Here is a 19,053-nt window from a genome sequence, read left to right as displayed (position 1 = left end):
GGGGACGTCATGACGGACAAGTACGTCGCCGCCATCGACCAGGGCACCACATCGAGCCGCTGCATCGTCTTCGACCAGAACGGCGGCATCGTCGCCGTCGACCAGCGCGAGCACCGCCAGATCTTCCCCCGGCCCGGCTGGGTGGAGCACGACGCCACCGAGATCTGGGCCAAGACCCAGGCCGTGGTGGCCGGGGCGCTGGCCAAGGCGGGGCTGCGAGCCGACGAGCTCAGTGCCGTCGGCATCACCAACCAGCGCGAAACGACCGTGCTGTGGGACCGGGCCACCGGCAAGCCGGTGCACAACGCCATCGTCTGGCAGGACACCCGCACCGCGGCCCTGTGCAGCGAACTCGGCGGCGACGACGGCCAGGACCGCTTCCGCGACCGTACCGGGCTGCCGCTCGCCAGCTACTTCTCCGGACCCAAGGCCGCCTGGCTGCTCGACAACGTGCCGGGGCTGCGCCGCCGTGCCGAGAACGGCGAGATCGCCTTCGGCACCGTCGACTCCTGGCTGATCTACAACCTCACCGGCGGCGCGGACGGGGGCGTCCACGTCACCGACGTCACCAACGCCTCCCGCACCATGCTGATGAACATCGAGACCCATCAGTGGGACCCGTCGATCCTGTCGGCCATGAACCTCCCGGCCGCGATACTGCCGGAGATCCGCTCGTCCGCCGAGGTCTACGGCACGTGCACCGGCCAGCTCGACGGCGTGCCCGTGGCCTCCGCGCTCGGCGACCAGCAGGCGGCGATCTTCGGCCAGACCTGCTACGGCGTCGGCGAGGCCAAGAACACCTACGGCACGGGCAGCTTCCTGCTGCTCAACACCGGTACCCGGCCGGTGCCGTCGAAGAACGGGCTGCTGACCACCATGGGCTACCAGATCGGCGGCGAGGCGCCCGTCTACTGCCTGGAGGGGTCCATCGCCATCACCGGGGCGCTGGTGCAGTGGTTCCGGGACCAGCTCGGCATCATCTCCGCCGCCGAGGAGATCGAGACGCTGGCGGCGAGCGTCGACGACAACGGCGGCGCGTACATCGTCCCGGCGTTCTCCGGGCTGTTCGCCCCTTACTGGCGCGGTGACGCGCGCGGCGTCGTCACCGGCCTGACGAGGTACGTCACCAAGGCACACCTGGCGCGCGCCGTGCTGGAGGCGACGAGCTGGCAGACCCGCGAGGTCGTGGACGCGATGTACCAGGACTCGGGGGTACGGCTGACGGACCTGAAGGTGGACGGAGGGATGACCGCCAACAATCTGCTGATGCAGCACCAGGCGGACGTCCTCGGCGTGCCCGTGATGCGGCCGGTGATCTCCGAGACCACGTGTCTCGGCGCCGCCTACGCCGCGGGCCTGGCCACGGGCGTGTGGCAGGACCAGGACGAACTGCGGTCCCACTGGAAGCGCGACACCGAGTGGACGCCGCGCATGGACGAGGGCACGCGGGACCGCGAGTACCGCAACTGGCGCAAGGCCGTCGAGCGCAGCTTCGGCTGGCAGGACGACCGGGAGGACGGAGCCGGCTGACGCCGCGGCGCCGCGGCGCGGCCGTCCGCCGTCAGGACCGGCTGCCCCGCGGCGCCGCCGCCAGATGCTCACCGACCCGCTTGACCAGCAGCGTCATCTCGTACGCGATCTGCCCGATGTCGGCGTCCGACGCCGCCATCACCGCGAGGCAACTGCCGTCGCCCGCCGCGGTGACGAAGAGGAATGCGTCGTCCAGCTCCACGAGCGTCTGCCGTACGGACCCCGCCTCGAAGTGCGTGCCCACGCCCTTGGCCAGGCCGTGGATGCCGGAGGCGACCGCCGCCAGATGCTCGGAGTCCTCCCTGCTCACGTCCTCGGAGACGCTCATCGGCAGCCCGTCGGAGGACAGCACCAGCGCCATCCGTACGCTCGCCAGCCGCCCCACCAGATCGTCGAGCAGCCAGTTCAACCGGCTCCCCGCCGGGTGCCGTCTGTTCCCACCCTGCACAACCATGCCCGCGTCCCTTCCCCAGTCGGCGCAGCCTACTACCGTCGCCCCGGCAACTCGTAGCCCCCTTCGAACGTTGACACATCGGAACGTGTGAACATGGGTACCCGGGGCTTTCGTCACCCCGCGTGCGGGGCAGTGACCCCGGGCACCCGGCAGTCGAGCGGGAGAGGAACTGATGGCTGCGGAGGAGGAGCTGCGGCGCCCCGAATCGCCGCTCTGGGTCGAGGAGCCGGTCGGCACACCGAGGCTTCCGGACCCGGTGCGGACGGCGGCCGTACGCGCCGTGATCATCGTGGCCGTGACCCTGAGCCAGGCGATGGCGGCCCTGCTGTTCACCGTGAGCGGGTCGTGGCCCGCCTTTCCGCTGCTGCTGAGCACGGTCGTGAGCACCGTGGTCGCGACCTGGGGCGTGCTGGACGTGTGGGTGACACGGCAGGTGTGGAAGCAGCGGTACGGGGTGGAGTCGCGCCCCAGCAGCGCGGCCCGCCGCGCCCGCAGGGAGCGCCGCGGCGGCCGCCGTACGCAGCGGGACCGGCCGCCCGGAGCGGTACCGGCGGGGGTCTGACCGCACCGCCGGCGGCCGCCCGCGCGGCCGCGCTCCCCCGCGGCGGCCGAAGACAGCCGCCCCGGTCCGTTTCGGCTTGTTGTCGTTGCATCCGCCAACTACGGTTCTACCAGCAGGAGTCGGAACTTATTCATAGGGCGGCCATTTCGTATGACCACAGGCAACGGGGGGCTTCACCGCCTTGAGGCCGCACTGTCCGGGTGGGATTCCCCCTGGTCCCTCTGCGTGGTCGGCGAGGACCAGTCGCAGAAGTTCTCCCAGATGAGCAGCGCACTGCGGGAGCCTTACTCCGAGACGGGCGACGGGAAGTACATCTCGTCCGGGTTCTCGTACTGGGGCGTCGCCTCGACCATGGCGTGGGTACACGCCTGTTCGGATCTGTTCTATCCGGTGATGCGGGAGAGCATCGAGTCCTTCGCGCAGCGCTGGCGGCAGGTGGCCGGCGAACTCGACGGCGTGCCGCGCCACTACGTGAGCCTGGGCACCGGCACCGGGCAGAAGGACCAGACGATCCTGGACCGGCTGCGCCGCGGCCGGGAGCCCGGTGCGCTGACGTACGTCCCCGTGGACGTCAGCCCCGAGATGCTGCGGCTCGGACAGCGGGAGGCGCTGCGCCACCTCGATCTGCCGATGGGCGGGGTCGTACCGGTGCAGCTCGACTTCGCGAACGTACGCAGCGTGCGCGAACTGCGCCGGCTGGTGGAGCACCTCGTCGGCGACGAGCCGGTGCTGTACTCGCTGCTGGGCAACACGCTGGCCAACTTCACCGACGACACCGGGCTGCTGACGATGCTGACCGGCAGCCTGCTGCGGCCGCAGGACCGGTTCCTGCTGGAGGTCGCCCGCTCCGCCACGCTGGACGACGACGCCGCGCAGGAGGCCGCCCGCGAGTACCGGTCGAGCCCGCGCTTCGCCGAGTTCGTCACCAGCGCGATCATGGAGTACACCGACCTGCACATCGACATGGCCAGCGTCACCTACGAGCCGTCGGTCGAGGACGACCGGGCGCTGAAGGTCAAGGTCGTCTACCGCAACCGCACCGGCGAGCAGGTGCTCCTCACCCTGCCCGACCGCAGCGGCGTGGAGTTCCCCGACGGGGACACCATCCGCCTCCTGACCACCCGCAAGTACGCGGCGGCGGGGCTCGACAAGCTGCTCGCCGACGCCGGGGCCGCGGAGGTGACCCGGACCAGCTCCGGCCTGCACTCCGGGTTCGGCGAGACGGGCTTCGGCATGGACCTGGTGCTGCTGCGCCCCGTGGCGGAGGCGGCCGACGAGGCTCCGGCGGAGGTCCCCGCCCCGAACCCGTTCGGCTGAGCGGGGCGCGCGGGGAATGGTGCGTCCGTCACGGAGCGCGTTCTACGGGGTGTTCACGGCCACCGCGCTCGTCGTCGCCCTCGGGCTGTGCGTCGCCTGGCTGGTGCGCGCCTCGGACGGCGGCCGGTGGGAGCCGGCGATCCAGGTGCCGGCGATCCTCGCGGCGATGAGCGGGGTGATCGCGGAGCGGCGGGCCGCGGCCCGGGACCGGGAGAAGCAGACGCTGCGCGCACTCGCCGAGGAGCTGGTGAAGAACACCGCGATCCTCGACGACCCGCGCTTCGCGCCCCTCGACCCGGCCCGCCCGGTGCACCGGGTCTTCCCGCGGCCCGTACTGTCCGCGACCGACGCGACGCTGGTCTCCGGCGTGCTGGCCGGGCGGGAGCACCAGGAGCTGCTGGCGCTGCTGCACAAGTGGCGGGACGCGGTACGGGAGTTCAACCGCCGCCTGGACCTGGCGGAGCTGCGCAGCTTCGTCGTGGAGGCGGACGGACCGGAGCTGTTGCGCATCGACCGCGACCTGCACCGCGACGGCGGGCACCTGGACGAGACCCGCCGCCTGCGGGGCGCGATCGAGGAGCTGCTGCGCACGCGGTACCGGGACAAGCCCGAGGTGGTCGAGGCGCTGGCCGGGGACCGGGGGACGGGGCGGGCGGTGGAGCCCGGCCGCTGAGTGCGGCCCGGCGGCTCCGTACCCGAAGGCCCCGCAGCTACGTCGCCGCGGGCGGGGGGCGGCGGAAGATGCGGGTCGCCGTCACCTCACCGACCGAGGGCTCTTCTCCGTCCCGCTGGGCCGGCAGTCCCGGGCGCAGGTGCTCCTCGACGGTGATGTACTTGAGGCCCGCGCGCAGGTCCGCGTCGTTGCGCAACCGGATCACGAGGGGGAACTCCGCGAGCGCCGTGGTGTCGAACAGGCCCGTGGTGTAGAGGAGCTGCACGCCCAGGGCGTCGGCGACGGCGCGTTGCAGCTCCAGCAGGTACGTGGCGTTGGCCCGGCCGATGGGATTGTCGAGGAAGAGCGTGCCCGCGTGGTGGTGCCGGTCGTCGCCGCGGTCGTTGCCGCGGAGGGCGGCCATCGTGCAGTACAGCGCGATGGCGGCGGTGAGCAACTGGCCGCCGGAGAACACGTCGCCCATCTGCCCGACCGGCACCCGCTCCGCGCGCAGCACCGCGTCCGGCTTGAGGATCTCCACCGCCACGCCCTTGGGCTCCATCGCGGCGTCCACGCCGCGCAGCAGCAGGGTCGTGCCGTCGCGGCGCAGGTCGCTGTTCTTGCGCACGGCAGCGCGCGTGGCCTCGTCGATGACCTCGCCCAGGCGCTCGGAGAGGGTCGCCTGGTCGGGGTCCTCGAAGCGGATACGCAGGAACTCCTGCCCGGACCACTCCCCCAGCCCCTCCGGCAGCCGCGACAGCCGCTGCGCGGCGCGCAGCGTGGCGAGACCGGATTCGACCAGGCCGCGCAGCCGGTCGACGATGCCGTCGCGGTTGCGCTCCAACTGCGCCAGCTCGTCGGTGAGGACGCGCAGCCGGGGCGCGAAGGCCGCGGCCCAGGCCGCGGCGTGCTCCGGGAGGGCGGCGGCGGGCAGTTCGCGGATCTGCTGCCGGGCGGGGGTGCGGACCTGTTCGTAGCGGGTGGAGTTGGCGTGCCGTACGAGGACGTCGCACGCCTCGCGCAGGGCGGACTCGGCGGTGGCCAGATCCGCGGCGCAGCCGCGCAGCGAACGGCGGGACTCGGCGGCGGCCTGCCGGGCGCCGTCCAGCCCGCCGGGGAAGGGCTCCGCCTCGGCCGCGTCGTCCTGCTCCTCGCCCGCGGCGGGCCCACGGAGCAGGTCGCGCAGCATGGCGGCGGTCTCGGCGAAGGCGCCGGCGGCGTCCTCGGCGGCGGCGCAGGCGCGGCGCAGCTCGGCGTGGGCCTCAGTGGCGGCGGCGAGTTCGTCGGCGCGCTCGGCGGCGGTGGCGGCGGCGGCCCGCAGCAGCGCCTGGGCCTGCTCGGCGCCGTCCGGCACGAGGTCGCCGGGCAGTTCGGTGTGCGCCTCGCCGGCCGCCGGCGCGAGCCGTTCCGCGTCCCCGCGCAGCCGCCCCAGGGTTTCGCTGGCGGCGGCGGAGCGGGACTCCAGCAGGTGCACGAGGGACTCGGCGCGGGCGGCGGCGGCCTGCCGCGACGGCGCGTCGGCGCCGTCCGGCCCGGCGAGCAGCGTGGCGGCGCGGGTACGGACCTTGTTGCTCAGCCGGTTCAACTCCGCCAGCGCGGCGGACTCCTCACTCTCGGCCCGCGCCTGCTCGGCCCGGAGATCGGCCCCGACGCCGACCTTCTCGTAGACCTGGGACGCGGCCCGGTAGGCCTCCCGCAGCGCGGGCAGCGAGGCGCGGGCCGCGTCCGCGGCGGCGGCCCGGGCGAGCCGGGCCCGGCGCCGGGCGCTGCCCTCGGGGCGGGCGGCGGGGGCGTCGGCTGCGGGGTCGGATGCGTCGGCGGAGCCGGAGGCGGCATCGGTGCGAGCACCCGCCGGGCGGGACGCGGCCGCGTCCACGCGTCCGGCGTCGGACCCGCTCCCGGCACCCGTGCCGTCGTCCGCTGCCGTCGCGCCCGGCCCCTGGAGCGCCCCGGGCCGCGGGTTCCCGCCCGCCTCCGCCGCCTCGTCGGCCACCTCGGCCTCCAGCTCCTCCGCCACGCCCGCGATCTCCGCGCGCTCCGCGCGCAGGGCGCGGGCGGTACGGCGGGCGTCGTCCGCGGCGCGCTGGGCGTCGCGGCGGTCCTCGTCGGCGGCGCGGGCACGGGTGGTGCAGTCGGCGGCCCGGGTTTCGTACTCCAGGGCCTCGTCGGCGAGTTCGCGGAGGCCGGCCTGCCAGCCGGAGCGTTCGCGGAGGCGGTGGGCCAGGCCCGCGAGGGCGTCGGCGCTGCGGCGGGCGCGCTGGGCCTGCTCCTGGCGCTCCTCGCGGGCCCGGGTGGTCTCCTCGGCGGCGGCCGCGGCGTCCTCGGCCTCGGCGCGGGCGCGGGTCAGCGCCTCGTCCGCCGCGGCCGATGCCGTACGGGCCGACTCCGCGGCGACTGACAGTTCCGCAAGGCGGCCGGCGGGGCAGCCCGTACGCCACGAGGCCAGCCGGGCCGCCAGCGTCCGGTCGCCGGCGAGGCGGGCGGCCAGGCCGCGGATCTGCTCGTCGCGGTCGGCGGCGCGGGCGCGCAGGGCGTGGCGTTCGTCGTCGGCGGCACGCTCGTCGTGCATGGCCGGGTTGGGCGGCACGAGGAAGACGCCGCCGTCGCGCTCCCCGGTGGGCGGTGGCGCCAGCAGCGCGGCGGCCGTGCCCACGGCCAGGGCCGAGCGGGGCAGCAGCGCCGCTTCGCGCAGCACCTCGCGGGCGCGGGCGTGCGTGTCCGGGTCGGTGATGACGACGCCGTCGACCAGTTCCGGGCGGGCGTCGAGCACGGCGGCGTGGTCGGCCGGGTCGATGGCCTGCGCGAGGTACCGCCAGCCGGGCAGCGCGGGGATGCCGTGCTCGCCGAGGCAGTCCACGACGGCCAGCACGTCCGGCCCGGGCGGCAGCAGCCCGCCGTCGCCGAGCGCGGCGAGGATCCGGGCGTCGTCCCCGGCGGCGGTGCGCAGGTCGAACAGCCGCCGCTCGTCCTCCGTGACCCGCGCGTCGAGCAGCGTGCGCAGCTCGTCGGCCGCCCGGTCGAACTCCACGGCGCTCAGCGCACGCTGCTCCGGGCCCTCGTGCGGGAACGGCCGGTGGATCCGGCCGCGCCCGGGCGCATCGGAGCCGGCCCGCGCTCCACCGGCCGCGCGAGCACGGCGCGGACCGGATCCGCTCCCGCCCTCCGGGGCGTCGCCGCCGCCCGCCGTCCCGTCTCCCGCGGCGCCCCGGCCGGGCCGCCCGAAGGCCACCTCCTCGTCGGCCTCCGGCAGGCCCAGCAGCTCCACCAGCCGCCGCTCCCCCGCCAGCGACTCCGCCGCGCGGCACTCCGTGTCGTACGCCGCGTCCGCCGCCTGTGCCGCGTCGGTCGCGCGGGCCGCCGCCAGCTCCGCGCGGGTCAGGGCCGCCGCCGTCTCACGGGCGTGGTCCGTCGCCGTGCGGGCGGACTCGCGGGCCTCGTCCCAGGCGGCGACCGCCGCCTTCTCGGCGTCGCCGGCGACGAGGGCCGCGCGGGCGGGGTCGGTGTCGGGGGCGGCGGGGTCGGTGTCGAGCCAGCCGGCCCGTACCGCCTCTGCCGTCTCCTGCTCGACCTCCGCGAGCCGCTGGCGCAGGTGGTCGGTCTCGCTACGGGCACGCTGCGCGCGCGTGGCGGCGGCGACCGCGTCCGCGTGCGCCGTCTCCGACTCCTGCTGGAGGAGGGCCGAACGCTCCTCCTGCTCCGCCGCCAGCGTCTCGCCGTCGCGGGCGGCGGCGTGCAGCGCGCGTACGAGCGCGGTGGCCGCCGTCGCGCGGGCGGCCAGCGCCGGGGCGGCGTCGCGCTCGGCCTCGCGGATGGCGACGGAGACGCGCGCCGCGCGGTCGGCGGCGGCGCGGTGCCGCAGCACCGCCTCGGCGGCCTGCCAGGCGGCGTGCAGCGTACGGGCGTCGGTCAGCTCGCGGCGCTTGCCCGCGGCGCTCTTCTCCGCGGCGGCCAGGGCCAGCGACGCGTGCCGGTACGCCAACTCCGCGGCGATCAGTTCGCTGCCGCGCCGGGACGACTCCGCCGCCGTGACCCGTTCCCCGGCCGTCCGCTCCTGCCCGGCCAGCTCCGCCGCCCGCGCGCGCTCCGCGTCGGCCCGCGCCGTGAGCCGCGCGCCGAGCGCCCGGGCCCGGCGCTCGGCGCCGCCGAGGATGTCGCGGGCGCGGGCGCGCTGCTCCGCACCCGCGACGATGTATTCCAGGAGGTCCAGGGAACCGGCGGTGAAGTCGCGTTCGGCGGTCAGTTCCGCGCGGCGGCCCAGCTTGTGCGCGAAGCCGTGGACGAGGTCGGCGAGGCCGTCGGTGTCGCGGGTGTCGGTGACGGCGCGGAGCAGCAGGTGGGTGAAGTCGGAGTCGTTCTTCACCGCGAAGAGGCCGGCGGCCTCGCCCTCGTCGGCGTTCATCTCCCGCTGGTAGCGGAAGAGTTCGGGGTCGAGACCGAGGCGCGTCAGGTGCTCGTTCCACCGCTCGTGGATCTCCTCCCACGCCACGTCCAGGTGCGGGTACGCCTTGCCGGCCTCGGTCAGTACGTCCCGGAAGCCCTTCATCGTGCGGCGCCGCCCGCGCGCGCCCGAGGCGCCCTCGGCGGCGGGGCGCACCGCGGCGGACTCGGCGACGGGCAGCGCGTCCAGGCCCATCCCGGGCCCGGGGCGGAACGAATACCACGCCTCCGCGAACTTCCGCGGGTCGCCGGAGACCTGCCGGCCGCGCCACTCGCTCACCTTGCCGACGACGATCTGCTCGCCGGTGACGGTGTGCTGCCACTCCAGGGCGACGTGCCCGGTGTCGTCGGCCAGCAGGAACTTGCGCAGCACGCCGGAGCTGGCGCCGCCCAGGGTGTTGCGGTGGCCGGGCAGCATCACGGAGAAGATCAGCTTCAGCAGGACGGACTTGCCGCCGCCGTTCTCCAGGAAGAGCACGCCCGCGGGCGCGGGCCGGCGCGGCGGTCCCGTGGGCTCGGCGGCGAAGAAGTCGCCCTGGGCGGGCGCAGGATGGGGCACCTCGCCGCCGACGCCGCGCAGGTCGAGCACGGTGTCGGCGTACCGCGCACCGGCGGGTCCGATGGAGTAGAGGCGGATGCGGGACAGCTCGTACATGCGATTGCGGCCTTCGCTCGTGACGTCTCGACCGGCCGTCAGGCCCGCTCGTGCTGGCTGGGGAAGAACGGCAGCGCGCCGCCGGCGGGCTCGGCGTCGTCGGCGGCGGGCACCAGGCTTGCGCTGCCGTCGGCGACGGGCACGACGCCCAGCTCCAGCAGCTCGGACATGGCCGCGCTGCCCGCCATGTCCCGCACCTGCAACTGATAGCGGGCGGTGGTGCGATACGTGCCACCCGCGTCGTCCGACGTGCGCTGGAGGAAGCCGGAGTCGGTGAGGAACGCCATGGCCTTGCCGATGATGCCGGTGGTGGAGCCGGCGAGCCGGCGGGCGTCCTTCGTGGCGCCGGTGGCGCTGCGGCGCGCGTACACCCGCCAGGCGGCCTCCAGGCCGCGTTCGCCCTCGGCGGGGTCGGTGTTCTCGCCGGCCTCCTCGGCGCGCTCCTCCAGGCGGCGGCACGCCTGGCGGACGAAGGCGTCGACGCCGTTGACGCTGACGCGGCCGATGTAGCCGTCGTCGGCCAGGTCCTCGGGGCGCGGGAACGCCATGGCGGCGACGGCGAGATGGGCCAGGCCGTGCAGGAAGCGGTCGGCGGAGTCGGTGGCGGCGCGGCGGGCGTAGTCGCCCATGCGGACGGCGAAGACGGAGTCCTCGGCGGCCGTGACGGCCATGCCGGTACGGGTCGAGACCTCCAGCACGACGAGGCCGAGGCCGGTGGCGACGGCGTCGGCGAGGCGGGCGAAGGGGGGTTCTTCCCGGTAGCGGCGGAGCAGTTCGGCGTACTCCAGGTCACGGGCGGGCAGCAGCTTGGGCTGCAGGCCGAAGGAGACCAGGCGGGCCGCGTCGGCGGCGTCGGCCGGGGTGACCGCGGGCGGGTGCCCTTCGGTGCTCCCGGCCGCGGCGGCGGCCCCGGGTACGGTCGCGGGGTCGGGGGTCACGAGGCTGCCTCCGTTCGGCCTGCCGCCATCCCGGCGGCGTCCAGCAGTGCCGTGCCGACGATGAGGTCCGCGCCGCCGAACTCGGCGTCCTCCATCTGCGTCCCGTCGTCCACGGCGAACAACAGCCGCTCGTCACCCTGCCGGTACGCCGTCCCCACGGCCGGGCCCGCTGCGTGCACCGCGAGGAGGGCGACCAGATAGGGCAGCTCGGGGTCGCGCTGGCGGGCGTCGGCGAGCAGACCGGACAGCCGGCGCGGGGCGTCCGGCGGCAGGTCGAGCAGCTCGCCCGCGGCGGCGAGCTGCTCCTCGCTGAACCGGCTGTCGTCCGGGGTGGCGACGAGATCCGGCTCGGGCATCTCGGCGCCCAGGTGGGCCCGTTCCAGCGGAGGCGTGAGCAGCAGCTCGGCGAGATCCGCGAGGCGCACGGCGTGCGGGGCGCGCAGCCCGGTGCCGCGGGCGAAGAAGGCGTCGGTGACGCGGTGGGCGGCGGAGACGGGCAGCGGCAGCACGGGCGCGAGGAGCTGGCCGTAGAGGTCGACTCCGGTGCGGGCGGCGGGCGGCGCGAACGCCTGCCGGTCCTGCTCGGCGCGGAACAGCGGACCGGCGTCCAGCAGCCGGCTCTGGAGCTGGGTGTGGCGGCGGATGCAGTCCTTGACGATGTCGACCAGCTCGGCCGCGCGGCGCTTGTGGTCGGGGTCCTCGGCTTCGTCGCGGGCGCGGCGGATGTTGGTGAGGATGGCGTTCTCGTGCCGGTACCGGTCGGCGACGTGGTCCAGCGCCTCGTCGATCATCGCCGGCACGGTCTGGAGCCAGTCGACCGCGCGCACGTTGCGCCGGGTGGCCTCCAGGGCGCGGCGCAGTGTCTCGGCGTACTGCACGGTGCGGTAGCGGGCCTGCTCGGCGGCGAGCTGGGCGTCGGCGAGCCGGCCTCGGCTGATGAGGACTTCGAGCTTGACCTCGGCGGCGATCTGCGCGCTGGTGACGTCGGTGTCGAGCGCGCCCACCAGCACGTTGACCGCCTCGTCCGTGGTGCGCAGATAGACGGCGCCCCCGGGTCCGGGGACCTCTTCGAGGAGCTTGAAGTCGTACTCCCTGCGCACGTACGCGCCGTCGTGGCCGAAGGTGCCGTACACGGCGCGGAAGCCGCGGTCGACGCTGCCGACGTTGACGAGGCTGTCCAGCACCCAGTGCGCCACCCGCTCGTGCTCGGCGCGCGGGCGCAGCGGCGCCTGGGCGGCGACGCGCGGCAGCAGCCGGGCGATGACCTCGTCGGGCTCGGCGCCGGTGTCGAAGTCCATCTGCAGCGTGACCAGATCGATGGCGGAGAGGGCCACTTCCGCCATCGCGTACACCCCGAACTCGCCCGCGAGCATCGCCTTGCGGGCGTCCAGGTCGTGCAGCGGAGCCGTGCACGCCAGGGCGCGCAGCCGGCGGGCCAGCCCCTCGTCGGCGGCCGGTCCCGGAGCGGGCCGCGGCGCGCCGGCGGCGGGCGTCGCGGTGGTCGGAGCAGTCACGACGGACAGATTAGGCGGTGCCACCGACATCAGCCGAAACGGCACGCACCGGCCTCCGGCCCGGACGGCGGGCCGGGAGGGCGGCCGGATCCGGCGAGCGGCGCCTGCGTTCGCTCACTCCGGTTCGCCGTAGCCGCCGCCTCCCGGGGTCTCGACCACCAGCGCGTCCCCCGCGTCCGCCGCCACCGTGTCGCAGCCCGCCAGCGGCTCCACCGTGCCGTCCGCGCGCTCGATGGCGTTGCGGCCGAGTGCGCCCGGGGCGCCACCCGCCATGCCGTACGGGGCCACCCGCCGGTGGCCGGTCAGCAGCGTCACCGTCATCGGCTCCAGGAACCGGATGCGCCGCACCGCACCGCGGCCGCCCTCCCAGCGGCCCCGGCCGCCGCTGCCGTCCCGTACGGCGAACTCCTCGACGCGCACCGGATAGCGCCACTCCAGCACTTCGGGGTCGGTGAGGCGGGAGTTGGTCATGTGGGTCTGCACGACGTCCGCGCCGGGGAAGCCGTCGCCGGCGCCGGAGCCGGAGGCGACGGTTTCGTAGTACTGCGCCTTGTCATTGCCGAAGGTGACGTTGTTCATCGTCCCGGAGCCCTCGGCCTGTACGCCGAGCGCCGCGTACAGCGCGCCCGTCACGGCCTGGGAGGTCTCGACGTTCCCGGCGACGGTGGCCGCGGGGAACTCCGGCGCCAGCATCGAGCCGGGCGGGATGCGCACGTCCAGGGGCTTCAGGCAGCCGCTGTTGAGGGGGATGTCCTCGGCGACCAGGGTGCGGAAGACGTAGAGCACGGCGGCCATGACGACCGAGCTGGGCGCGTTGGCGTTGCCGGGCTGCTGCGGCGAGGTGCCGGTGAAGTCGACCACCGCGCTGCGCGCGTCGCGGTCGACGCGCACGGCGACCTCGATGGCCGCGCCGGCGTCGGTCTCGTAGCGGTAGGTGCCGTCCCCCAGGGCGGCGATCACGCGCCGCACGGACTCCTCGGCGTTGTCCTGTACGTGCCCCATGTAGGCGCGGACGACGTCCAGGCCGAACATGCCGATCATGCGGCGCAGTTCGTCGATGCCCTTGTTGTTGGCGGCGATCTGGGCGCGCAGGTCGGCGAGGTTGGCGTCGGGCGCCCGCGAGGGGTACGGGCCGGAGGTCAGCAGCCGGCGCGTCTCGGTCTCGCGCAGCTCGCCGTCGCGGACCAGCAGCCAGTTGTCGAAGAGGACGCCCTCCTCCTGGATGGTGCGGCTGAACGCGGGCATCGATCCGGGAGTGATGCCGCCGATCTCGGCGTGGTGGCCGCGGGAGGCGACGAGGAACAGGAGTTGTCGCCCCGCGTCGTCGAAGACGGGCGTGACGACGGTGACGTCGGGCAGGTGGGTGCCGCCGTGGTACGGGTCGTTGATCGCGTAGACGTCACCCTGCCGCAGCCCGTGGCCCCCGTCCCGGTTGCGCCGCAGCACCTCCTTGATGGACTCCCCCATCGACCCCAGGTGCACGGGCATGTGGGGCGCGTTGGAGATCAGGTTGCCCTCGGCGTCGAACAGGGCGCAGGAGAAGTCGAGCCGTTCCTTGATGTTGACGGAGTGGGCGGTGCTTTCCAGCCGTACGCCCATCTGTTCGGCGATCGCCATGAAGAGGCTGTTGAAGACCTCCAGCATCACGGGATCGACGCCCGTCCCGACCGCCTGCGTCGCGGGCCGCGGCCGGACGCGGGTGAGCGTGAGATGGCCGCGGTGGTGCACGGCGGCCTGCCAGCCGGGGTCGACGACGGTGGTGGAGCCCTCCTCGGCGAGGATCGCGGGTCCGGTGACGGTGTCGTCGGCGCGCAGCTCCGCGCGCTGGAACAGCCCGGCCTCGCACCACTGCCCGTCGGTGAAGATCCGTACGCTGTCGGTCGGTTCAGGCCCGCCTCCGGTACGCGCTGCCCCGCCGACCTCCTCCCGCGTGGTCGCGGCCTGCTCGGCGGCGGCCTCGACGGACGCCGCCTCGGCGACGATCGGCTTGTCCATCGTGAACGCGAACCGCCTGCGGTGCACGGCGGTGAACTCCGCCCGCATCTCCGCCTCCGCCGCGAGCGGCACGGCGATTGCCGAGTCGGTGCCCGCGTAGCGCAGGTGCACCCGCGCGGCGGTGCCGACCGCCGCGGCCGGAATGCCCTCGTCCGTGAGGTCCGCCGCGGCCCGCTCGGCCAGTTCCGCGCAGACCTGCCGGATCCGCGGCATCGACTCCCCGGTCAGCTCCGCCTCCACGGCCTGCTCCCGCATGGCCGTCGCCGCGGCGACCCCGATGCCGTACGCGGAGAGCACGCCCGGGTGCGGCGGGACGACGACGGTGGAGATGCCGAGCACGTCGGCGACCGCGCAGGCGTGCTGGCCGCCGGCACCGCCGAAGCTGGTGAGCGCGTAGCGGGTGACGTCGTGGCCGCGCTGCACGGAGATCTTCTTGACCGCGTTGGCCATGTTGAGCACGGCGATGTCGAGGAACCCGGCCGCGACCTCCTCGGGCGAGCGCCGGTCGCCGGTGGCCGCGGCGGACGTCTCGGCCAGCTCGGTGAACGCCCGCCGCACCGCCTCGCCGTCGAGGGGCCGGTCGCCGCCGGGGCCGAAGACGGCGGGGAAGTGCCGCGGCTGGACGCGGCCGAGCATGACGTTGGCGTCGGTGACGGTCAGCGGCCCGCCGCGGCGGTAGCAGGCGGGCCCGGGGACGGCGCCCGCGGAGTCGGGGCCGACCCGGTAGCGGCGGCCGTCGAAGTGCAGGATGGAGCCGCCTCCTGCGGCCACGGTGTGGATGCTGAGCATCGGCGCGCGCATCCGTACACCCGCCACCCGCGTGTCGAAGTCGCGCTCGAACTCGCCCGCGTAGTGCGACACGTCGGTGGACGTGCCGCCCATGTCGAAGCCGATGACGCGGTCGTGGCCCGCCTCCCCCGAGGAGCGGACCATGCCGACGACCCCGCCCGCGGGCCCGGAGAGCACGGCGTCCTTGCCGCGGAAGCGGGTGGCCTCGCGCAGGCCGCCGTTGGACTGCATGAACTGCAGCCGGATGCCGGGCAGCTCGCCGGCCACACGGTCGACGTAGCGGCGGAGGATCGGCGACAGATAGGCGTCGACGACGGTGGTGTCGCCGCGCGGCACGAGCTTCATCAGCGGGCTGACCTCGTGGCCGCAACTGATCTGCGTGAAGCCCTCCCGGCGGGCCTCCTCGGCGACGGCCCGCTCGTGCGCCGCGTAGCGGTAGCCGTGCACGAGGACGACGGCCACGCTGCGGTATCCGTCGCGGTACGCCTCCGCCAGCGCGACCCGCGCGGCGCCGAGGTCCAGCGCGCGCACGACCTCGCCGTGGGCGCCGACGCGCTCGGGCACCTCGATCACCCGCTCGTACAGCGCCTCGGGCTTGAGGATGCGCCGCTCGAAGAGCAGCGGCCGGTTCTGGTACGCGATCCGCAGCGCGTCCCGGAACCCCTCGGTGACGACGAGGACCGTCGGCTCGCCCTTCCGTTCGAGGAGTGCGTTGGTGGCGACGGTGGTGCCCATCTTGACCACCTCGACGCGCTCCGCGGGCACCGGCTCGTCGGGGCCGAGGCCGAGCAGCAGCCGCACGCCCGCGACCGCCGCGTCGTCGTGGGCGCCGTAGCGCCCCGGGTCGTGCGAGAGCAGCTTGCGGGCGACGAGGGCGCCGTCCGGTCGTCTGCCCACCACGTCGGTGAACGTGCCGCCGCGGTCGATCCAGAACTGCCAGCGCGCCGTCATTCGGCCATTGTCGCAGGCCGCAACCGTTTGTGAAGGACGCGTGACGGGGGTCAGCCGGGGGCGCCGTCGGGGGTGATCCGGGTGCGCACGGTGCTCTGCACATCGCCGTCCTCCGCCGGGTCGGCGGCGAGGCTGCGCAGCCGGGCGACGACCCGGGCATCGGCGGTCTCCGCGTGCCGGGCGCCGATCTCGCGGGTGGTGTCCTCGCAGTCCCACAGGCATTCGACGGCGAAGGAGGCGGGGAACGACGGGTCGGTGGCGGCCAGCGCGCGGGCGGTGACGCCGCGGAGCTGCGAGCTGCCCGTCTCGCGGTAGATGTGCCGCAGCACGGGGGCGGCGGAGGCGATCACCAGCCGTCCCGCGCCGGCGACCAGATCGCACAACTCCGGCGCGTCAGGACCCCCGTCGCGCACGCGGCGCAGCAGCACGGCCCGTACGGCACGGGCGTCGCGCGCGGCGCCGCGGCGGGCGAGCATCACCCCGGCGGCGGTGCCGAGCGCGTCGTCGCGGGCCGCCCAGCGGCGGGCGGTGCCGAGGGCGCCGGTGGAGCACATCCGGCCGAAGGTGGCGAGCGCGGCCTCGGCGAGGGTTTCGGACGGCCCGCAGGCGGCGGCTTCGATGAGGCCGTACGTCTCGGGGTCGCCGGTCGCCGCGAGGTGCGCGACGGCGGCGGCCCGGGCGCCGTCGCCGCCGGCGCGGGCGGCGGCGAGCAGTTCCGGCCGGTCCTCGGGCCCGGCGACGGCGGCGAGGCAGCGGGCCGCGGCGGCGTGCCGGGGCTGCGCCGGGTACTGCTCCAGGCCGTCCTGTGCCCACTGGAGGATCTCGGCGACGCTCCAGCCGGGCCGCGGGCCGCGGGAGCGGAGCTGGCGCTGCCAGCGGTCGAAGCTCTCCTGCTCCTGCGCCGCGCGCACCCGGGCGCCCAGCTCGGGGTCCTCGGCCCACAGCCGCCAGGGCCGGGGCTCGAACGCGCCGCACATCTCCTCGGCCAGCTCGCGCTCGCCCTCGGGGGTGCGCGGGAAGCGGGCCAGCACGTGCGGGGCGAGGGCGCGCAGCCCGGCGTCGTCGTCACGCAGCGCAAGCTCGTCCAGGGCCCACTGCCAGCAGCCGCCGGCCGCGGCGTAGCGGCGCAGGAGCTTCAGGGCGTCGTCGCGGCCGTACGAGGCGAGGTGGCCGAGGACGGAGAGGGTGAGCCCGGTGCGCTGCTCGTCGGGGCGCAGCACGTCGTCGGGGGCGAAGAGGTGGTCGGCGAGGGCGTCCACGGGGGCGTCCAGCTCCAGGTAGAGCCGGGCGTAATAGAGCGAGCGGTTCTCCACCTGCCAGTCGTGCCTGGGGTCGTCGATCACGCACTCGTACAGCGCCTGGAGGGCTTCTGCCCTGGGCGCGGCGAGTGCGTGCAGGGTCCCGTCGCCCCGGCCTCGCTGGAGGAGGCCGAGGAGGGTGCCGCTGGGCGCTATGGCTGGCTCGAACATGACGTCAGCATCCGGGGTGGTGGGACCGCTGGCAACGGAATTTTCCGCGGAACGGACAGACCGGGCCACCGACCGGCTGCCGGCTCCATTGCCGCGGCAGCTTACTGGAGTGGGGAGACCGGGTGAAGTGCGCTTGTGAACCGGCCGAAGGGCATATGCCATACGCATCTGCTTGGGTCTCGTGAAACACCTTACGCAGCGTCGCCGCCTGTGCCACAGTCGTAACGGCGAACCGCAGGCCGGCAACGACGCCGGAGCCCGGGCCGGAAGGTATCGGAGATCACGCCATGGCCGCCGCCTCACGACTCCCCCGCGCCGCGGGCCCGCACGCACCGCAGCAGCCCGAGCCCAGCGCCGTGGCCACCCTCCTCGGCCAGATCGCCCGGCTGCGCGGCAGCCTGGAGGCGGTACGGCGGGAGACGATCGCCGCCGCGGGGGACGCCGAGGAGGCCGAGCTGCGCTGGCAGCGCGCGCTGTGCGATCTCGCCGCGCGGCAGCTCGACTGCCTGACGGTGCAGCTCGGGCAGTTGTACGCGGGTCACGTTGTCGGCGGGGACCGCGCCGGGGGCGATGGACCGGAAGGGGAGTCCGCGGCGGATCCGCCGGGCCGGCCGCGGAGCCGGGTCGGCAGTGCGGAGTGGCATCTGCTTTCGGACATCGTCGACTGGTCGGACGACCTCTTCGACATCTTCGGCAGGGACCCCGGCGACGGCCCCCTGTCGCTGGACGATCTGCCGTCCTGGTTCGACCCCGCCGACCAGCCGCGGCTGACGGCGATGGTCACGGACTGCCTGGTCGACGGCAAGCCGATCGACGGCGAGTTCCGCATCCGCCGCCCGGACGGCGCCCCCCGCACCCTGCACGTCGTCGGCGAGCCCGTCCTGGATGCCGGGGGCGCGACCGAGTCGATGTGGACGGTCGTACGCGACGTCACCGAGCTGCGCCGCAGCCGCCAGACGGTGCGGGAGTCGGAGTCCGCCCTTCAGCGTGAGCGGCACTTCGCGCACGCCGAGCGGCGCATCGCCCGGGAGCTGCACGAGTCGGTGCTGCCGCCGCGCCGCGGGGCCGCGGACCTGCCGGCCCGCAGCGCCGCCGCGCTGACCGTGGCCGGACATCACTTTCCGGCCGCCGCCGACACCCCTGTCAGCGGCGTCTGGTACGACGCGCTGCCGCTGCCCGGCGGCCACACCCTCCTCGGCGTCGGCGACGTCGCCGGCCGCGGCGTCCCGGCCGCCGCCGGGATGACGATGCTCCTCGGCGCCCTGCGCGGCATGGCCCTCGGCGGTACGGAGCCGGCCACGCTCCTCGCCCGGGCCAACGAGCTGCTGGAGGTGTCGGCGCAGCCCGTGCTCGTCGGCACGGTCTGCTGCCGCTACGACCCGGCGGCGCGCACGCTGCACTGGGCCCGCGCCGCGCACGTCCCGCCGCTGCTCTTCCGCGACGGCACCGGCCGTCCCCTGACCGCCCCCGACGGCGTGCTGCTGGGCGCCACGGCGGACACGTCGTACGCGCAGGTCAGCGAGGAGTTACGGCCCGGCGACCTGCTCCTGCTGCACACCGCGGGCCTCGGCGCCCGCAGCCCGGAACCGGCCCGCGAGCGGCTGCTCGCGCTCGCCCCGCGGTTCGCCGCCGCACCCGGTGCGCAGCACTGCCTGCGCGCCGTCGTCGAGGAGTTCGGCGGCGGACGCCGCGGGGACGACGCCTGCGTGCTCGTGGCCAAGGTGACGGGCTGAGCCACCGCGCCCGGCGGCCCGGCCCGTCACTCCCCACCCGTCCCCGTACGACGGCCT

The 19,053-nt window shown here is 75.2% G+C and carries 11 protein-coding genes; 5 read left to right on the top strand and 6 right to left on the bottom strand.

Annotation, left to right across the window (positions count from 1 at the left end):
• Positions 1-9: 9 nt before the first annotated feature.
• Positions 10-1,530 carry a glycerol kinase GlpK gene (glpK, locus tag ABGA99_RS04130; protein ID WP_347582165.1) on the top strand — a complete coding sequence of 507 codons (1,521 nt, stop codon included), beginning with the start codon at positions 10-12 and terminating at the stop codon, positions 1,528-1,530.
• A 31-nt stretch (positions 1,531-1,561) separates the two neighbouring features.
• On the opposite strand, the gene ABGA99_RS04125 is transcribed toward glpK, so the two are convergent.
• Positions 1,562-1,984, bottom strand: coding sequence for a roadblock/LC7 domain-containing protein (locus ABGA99_RS04125; protein ID WP_347579127.1), 423 nt, complete (start codon positions 1,982-1,984; stop codon positions 1,562-1,564).
• A 172-nt stretch (positions 1,985-2,156) separates the two neighbouring features.
• Between ABGA99_RS04125 and ABGA99_RS04120 the strand changes: the two genes are divergently transcribed.
• From ABGA99_RS04120 to ABGA99_RS04110, 3 genes are all read left to right on the top strand, one after another.
• Entirely contained in the window at positions 2,157-2,546 is a 390-nt protein-coding gene (locus tag ABGA99_RS04120) for a hypothetical protein (RefSeq protein ID WP_347579126.1), read from the top strand.
• A gap of 150 nt (positions 2,547-2,696) precedes the next feature.
• Positions 2,697-3,863, top strand: coding sequence for an L-histidine N(alpha)-methyltransferase (locus ABGA99_RS04115; protein WP_347579125.1), 1,167 nt, complete (start codon positions 2,697-2,699; stop codon positions 3,861-3,863).
• Positions 3,864-3,879: 16 nt separating this feature from the next.
• A complete protein-coding gene (locus ABGA99_RS04110) occupies positions 3,880-4,536 on the top strand; it encodes a hypothetical protein (protein ID WP_347579124.1) in 657 nt (218 codons plus the stop codon).
• Positions 4,537-4,573: 37 nt separating this feature from the next.
• Here the strand turns inward: ABGA99_RS04110 and ABGA99_RS04105 are convergent, their stop codons facing one another.
• The 5 genes from ABGA99_RS04105 to ABGA99_RS04085 form a co-directional block, all read right to left on the bottom strand.
• Positions 4,574-9,607 carry a hypothetical protein gene (locus ABGA99_RS04105; RefSeq protein ID WP_347582164.1) on the bottom strand — a complete coding sequence of 1,678 codons (5,034 nt, stop codon included), beginning with the start codon at positions 9,605-9,607 and terminating at the stop codon, positions 4,574-4,576.
• 38 nt (positions 9,608-9,645) lie between these two features.
• Positions 9,646-10,545 carry a hypothetical protein gene (locus ABGA99_RS04100; protein WP_347577026.1) on the bottom strand — a complete coding sequence of 300 codons (900 nt, stop codon included), beginning with the start codon at positions 10,543-10,545 and terminating at the stop codon, positions 9,646-9,648.
• Positions 10,542-12,089, bottom strand: coding sequence for a hypothetical protein (locus tag ABGA99_RS04095; protein ID WP_347577048.1), 1,548 nt, complete (start codon positions 12,087-12,089; stop codon positions 10,542-10,544). The genes ABGA99_RS04100 and ABGA99_RS04095 overlap by 4 nt, the downstream gene beginning before the upstream one ends.
• 84 nt (positions 12,090-12,173) lie before the next feature.
• Positions 12,174-15,794: a hydantoinase B/oxoprolinase family protein gene (locus ABGA99_RS04090; protein WP_347582163.1), complete on the bottom strand. Its 3,621-nt coding sequence runs from the start codon at positions 15,792-15,794 to the stop codon at positions 12,174-12,176.
• A 50-nt stretch (positions 15,795-15,844) separates the two neighbouring features.
• A complete protein-coding gene (locus ABGA99_RS04085) occupies positions 15,845-17,263 on the bottom strand; it encodes a HEAT repeat domain-containing protein (protein WP_347577024.1) in 1,419 nt (472 codons plus the stop codon).
• A 287-nt stretch (positions 17,264-17,550) separates the two neighbouring features.
• Between ABGA99_RS04085 and ABGA99_RS04080 the strand changes: the two genes are divergently transcribed.
• Positions 17,551-18,996: a SpoIIE family protein phosphatase gene (locus tag ABGA99_RS04080; protein WP_347582162.1), complete on the top strand. Its 1,446-nt coding sequence runs from the start codon at positions 17,551-17,553 to the stop codon at positions 18,994-18,996.
• Positions 18,997-19,053: the final 57 nt, after the last annotated feature.

Origin of the sequence: Streptomyces sp. B5E4 (assembly GCF_039871555.1) — a bacterium.
GTDB lineage: Bacteria > Actinomycetota > Actinomycetes > Streptomycetales > Streptomycetaceae > Streptomyces.
This window is presented reverse-complemented; position numbering and strand designations above follow the sequence as displayed.

Excerpts from the sequence above, each read along its gene's own strand:
- glpK (WP_347582165.1), top strand. The coding sequence starts at position 10 with ATGACGGACAAGTACGTCGCCGCCATCGACCAGGGCACCACATCGAGC.
- ABGA99_RS04125 (WP_347579127.1), bottom strand. The coding sequence starts at position 1,984 with ATGGTTGTGCAGGGTGGGAACAGACGGCACCCGGCGGGGAGCCGGTTG.
- ABGA99_RS04120 (WP_347579126.1), top strand. The coding sequence starts at position 2,157 with ATGGCTGCGGAGGAGGAGCTGCGGCGCCCCGAATCGCCGCTCTGGGTC.
- ABGA99_RS04115 (WP_347579125.1), top strand. The coding sequence starts at position 2,697 with ATGACCACAGGCAACGGGGGGCTTCACCGCCTTGAGGCCGCACTGTCC.
- ABGA99_RS04110 (WP_347579124.1), top strand. The coding sequence starts at position 3,880 with ATGGTGCGTCCGTCACGGAGCGCGTTCTACGGGGTGTTCACGGCCACC.
- ABGA99_RS04105 (WP_347582164.1), bottom strand. The coding sequence starts at position 9,607 with ATGTACGAGCTGTCCCGCATCCGCCTCTACTCCATCGGACCCGCCGGT.
- ABGA99_RS04095 (WP_347577048.1), bottom strand. The coding sequence starts at position 12,089 with ATGTCGGTGGCACCGCCTAATCTGTCCGTCGTGACTGCTCCGACCACC.
- ABGA99_RS04090 (WP_347582163.1), bottom strand. The coding sequence starts at position 15,794 with ATGACGGCGCGCTGGCAGTTCTGGATCGACCGCGGCGGCACGTTCACC.
- ABGA99_RS04085 (WP_347577024.1), bottom strand. The coding sequence starts at position 17,263 with ATGTTCGAGCCAGCCATAGCGCCCAGCGGCACCCTCCTCGGCCTCCTC.
- ABGA99_RS04080 (WP_347582162.1), top strand. The coding sequence starts at position 17,551 with ATGGCCGCCGCCTCACGACTCCCCCGCGCCGCGGGCCCGCACGCACCG.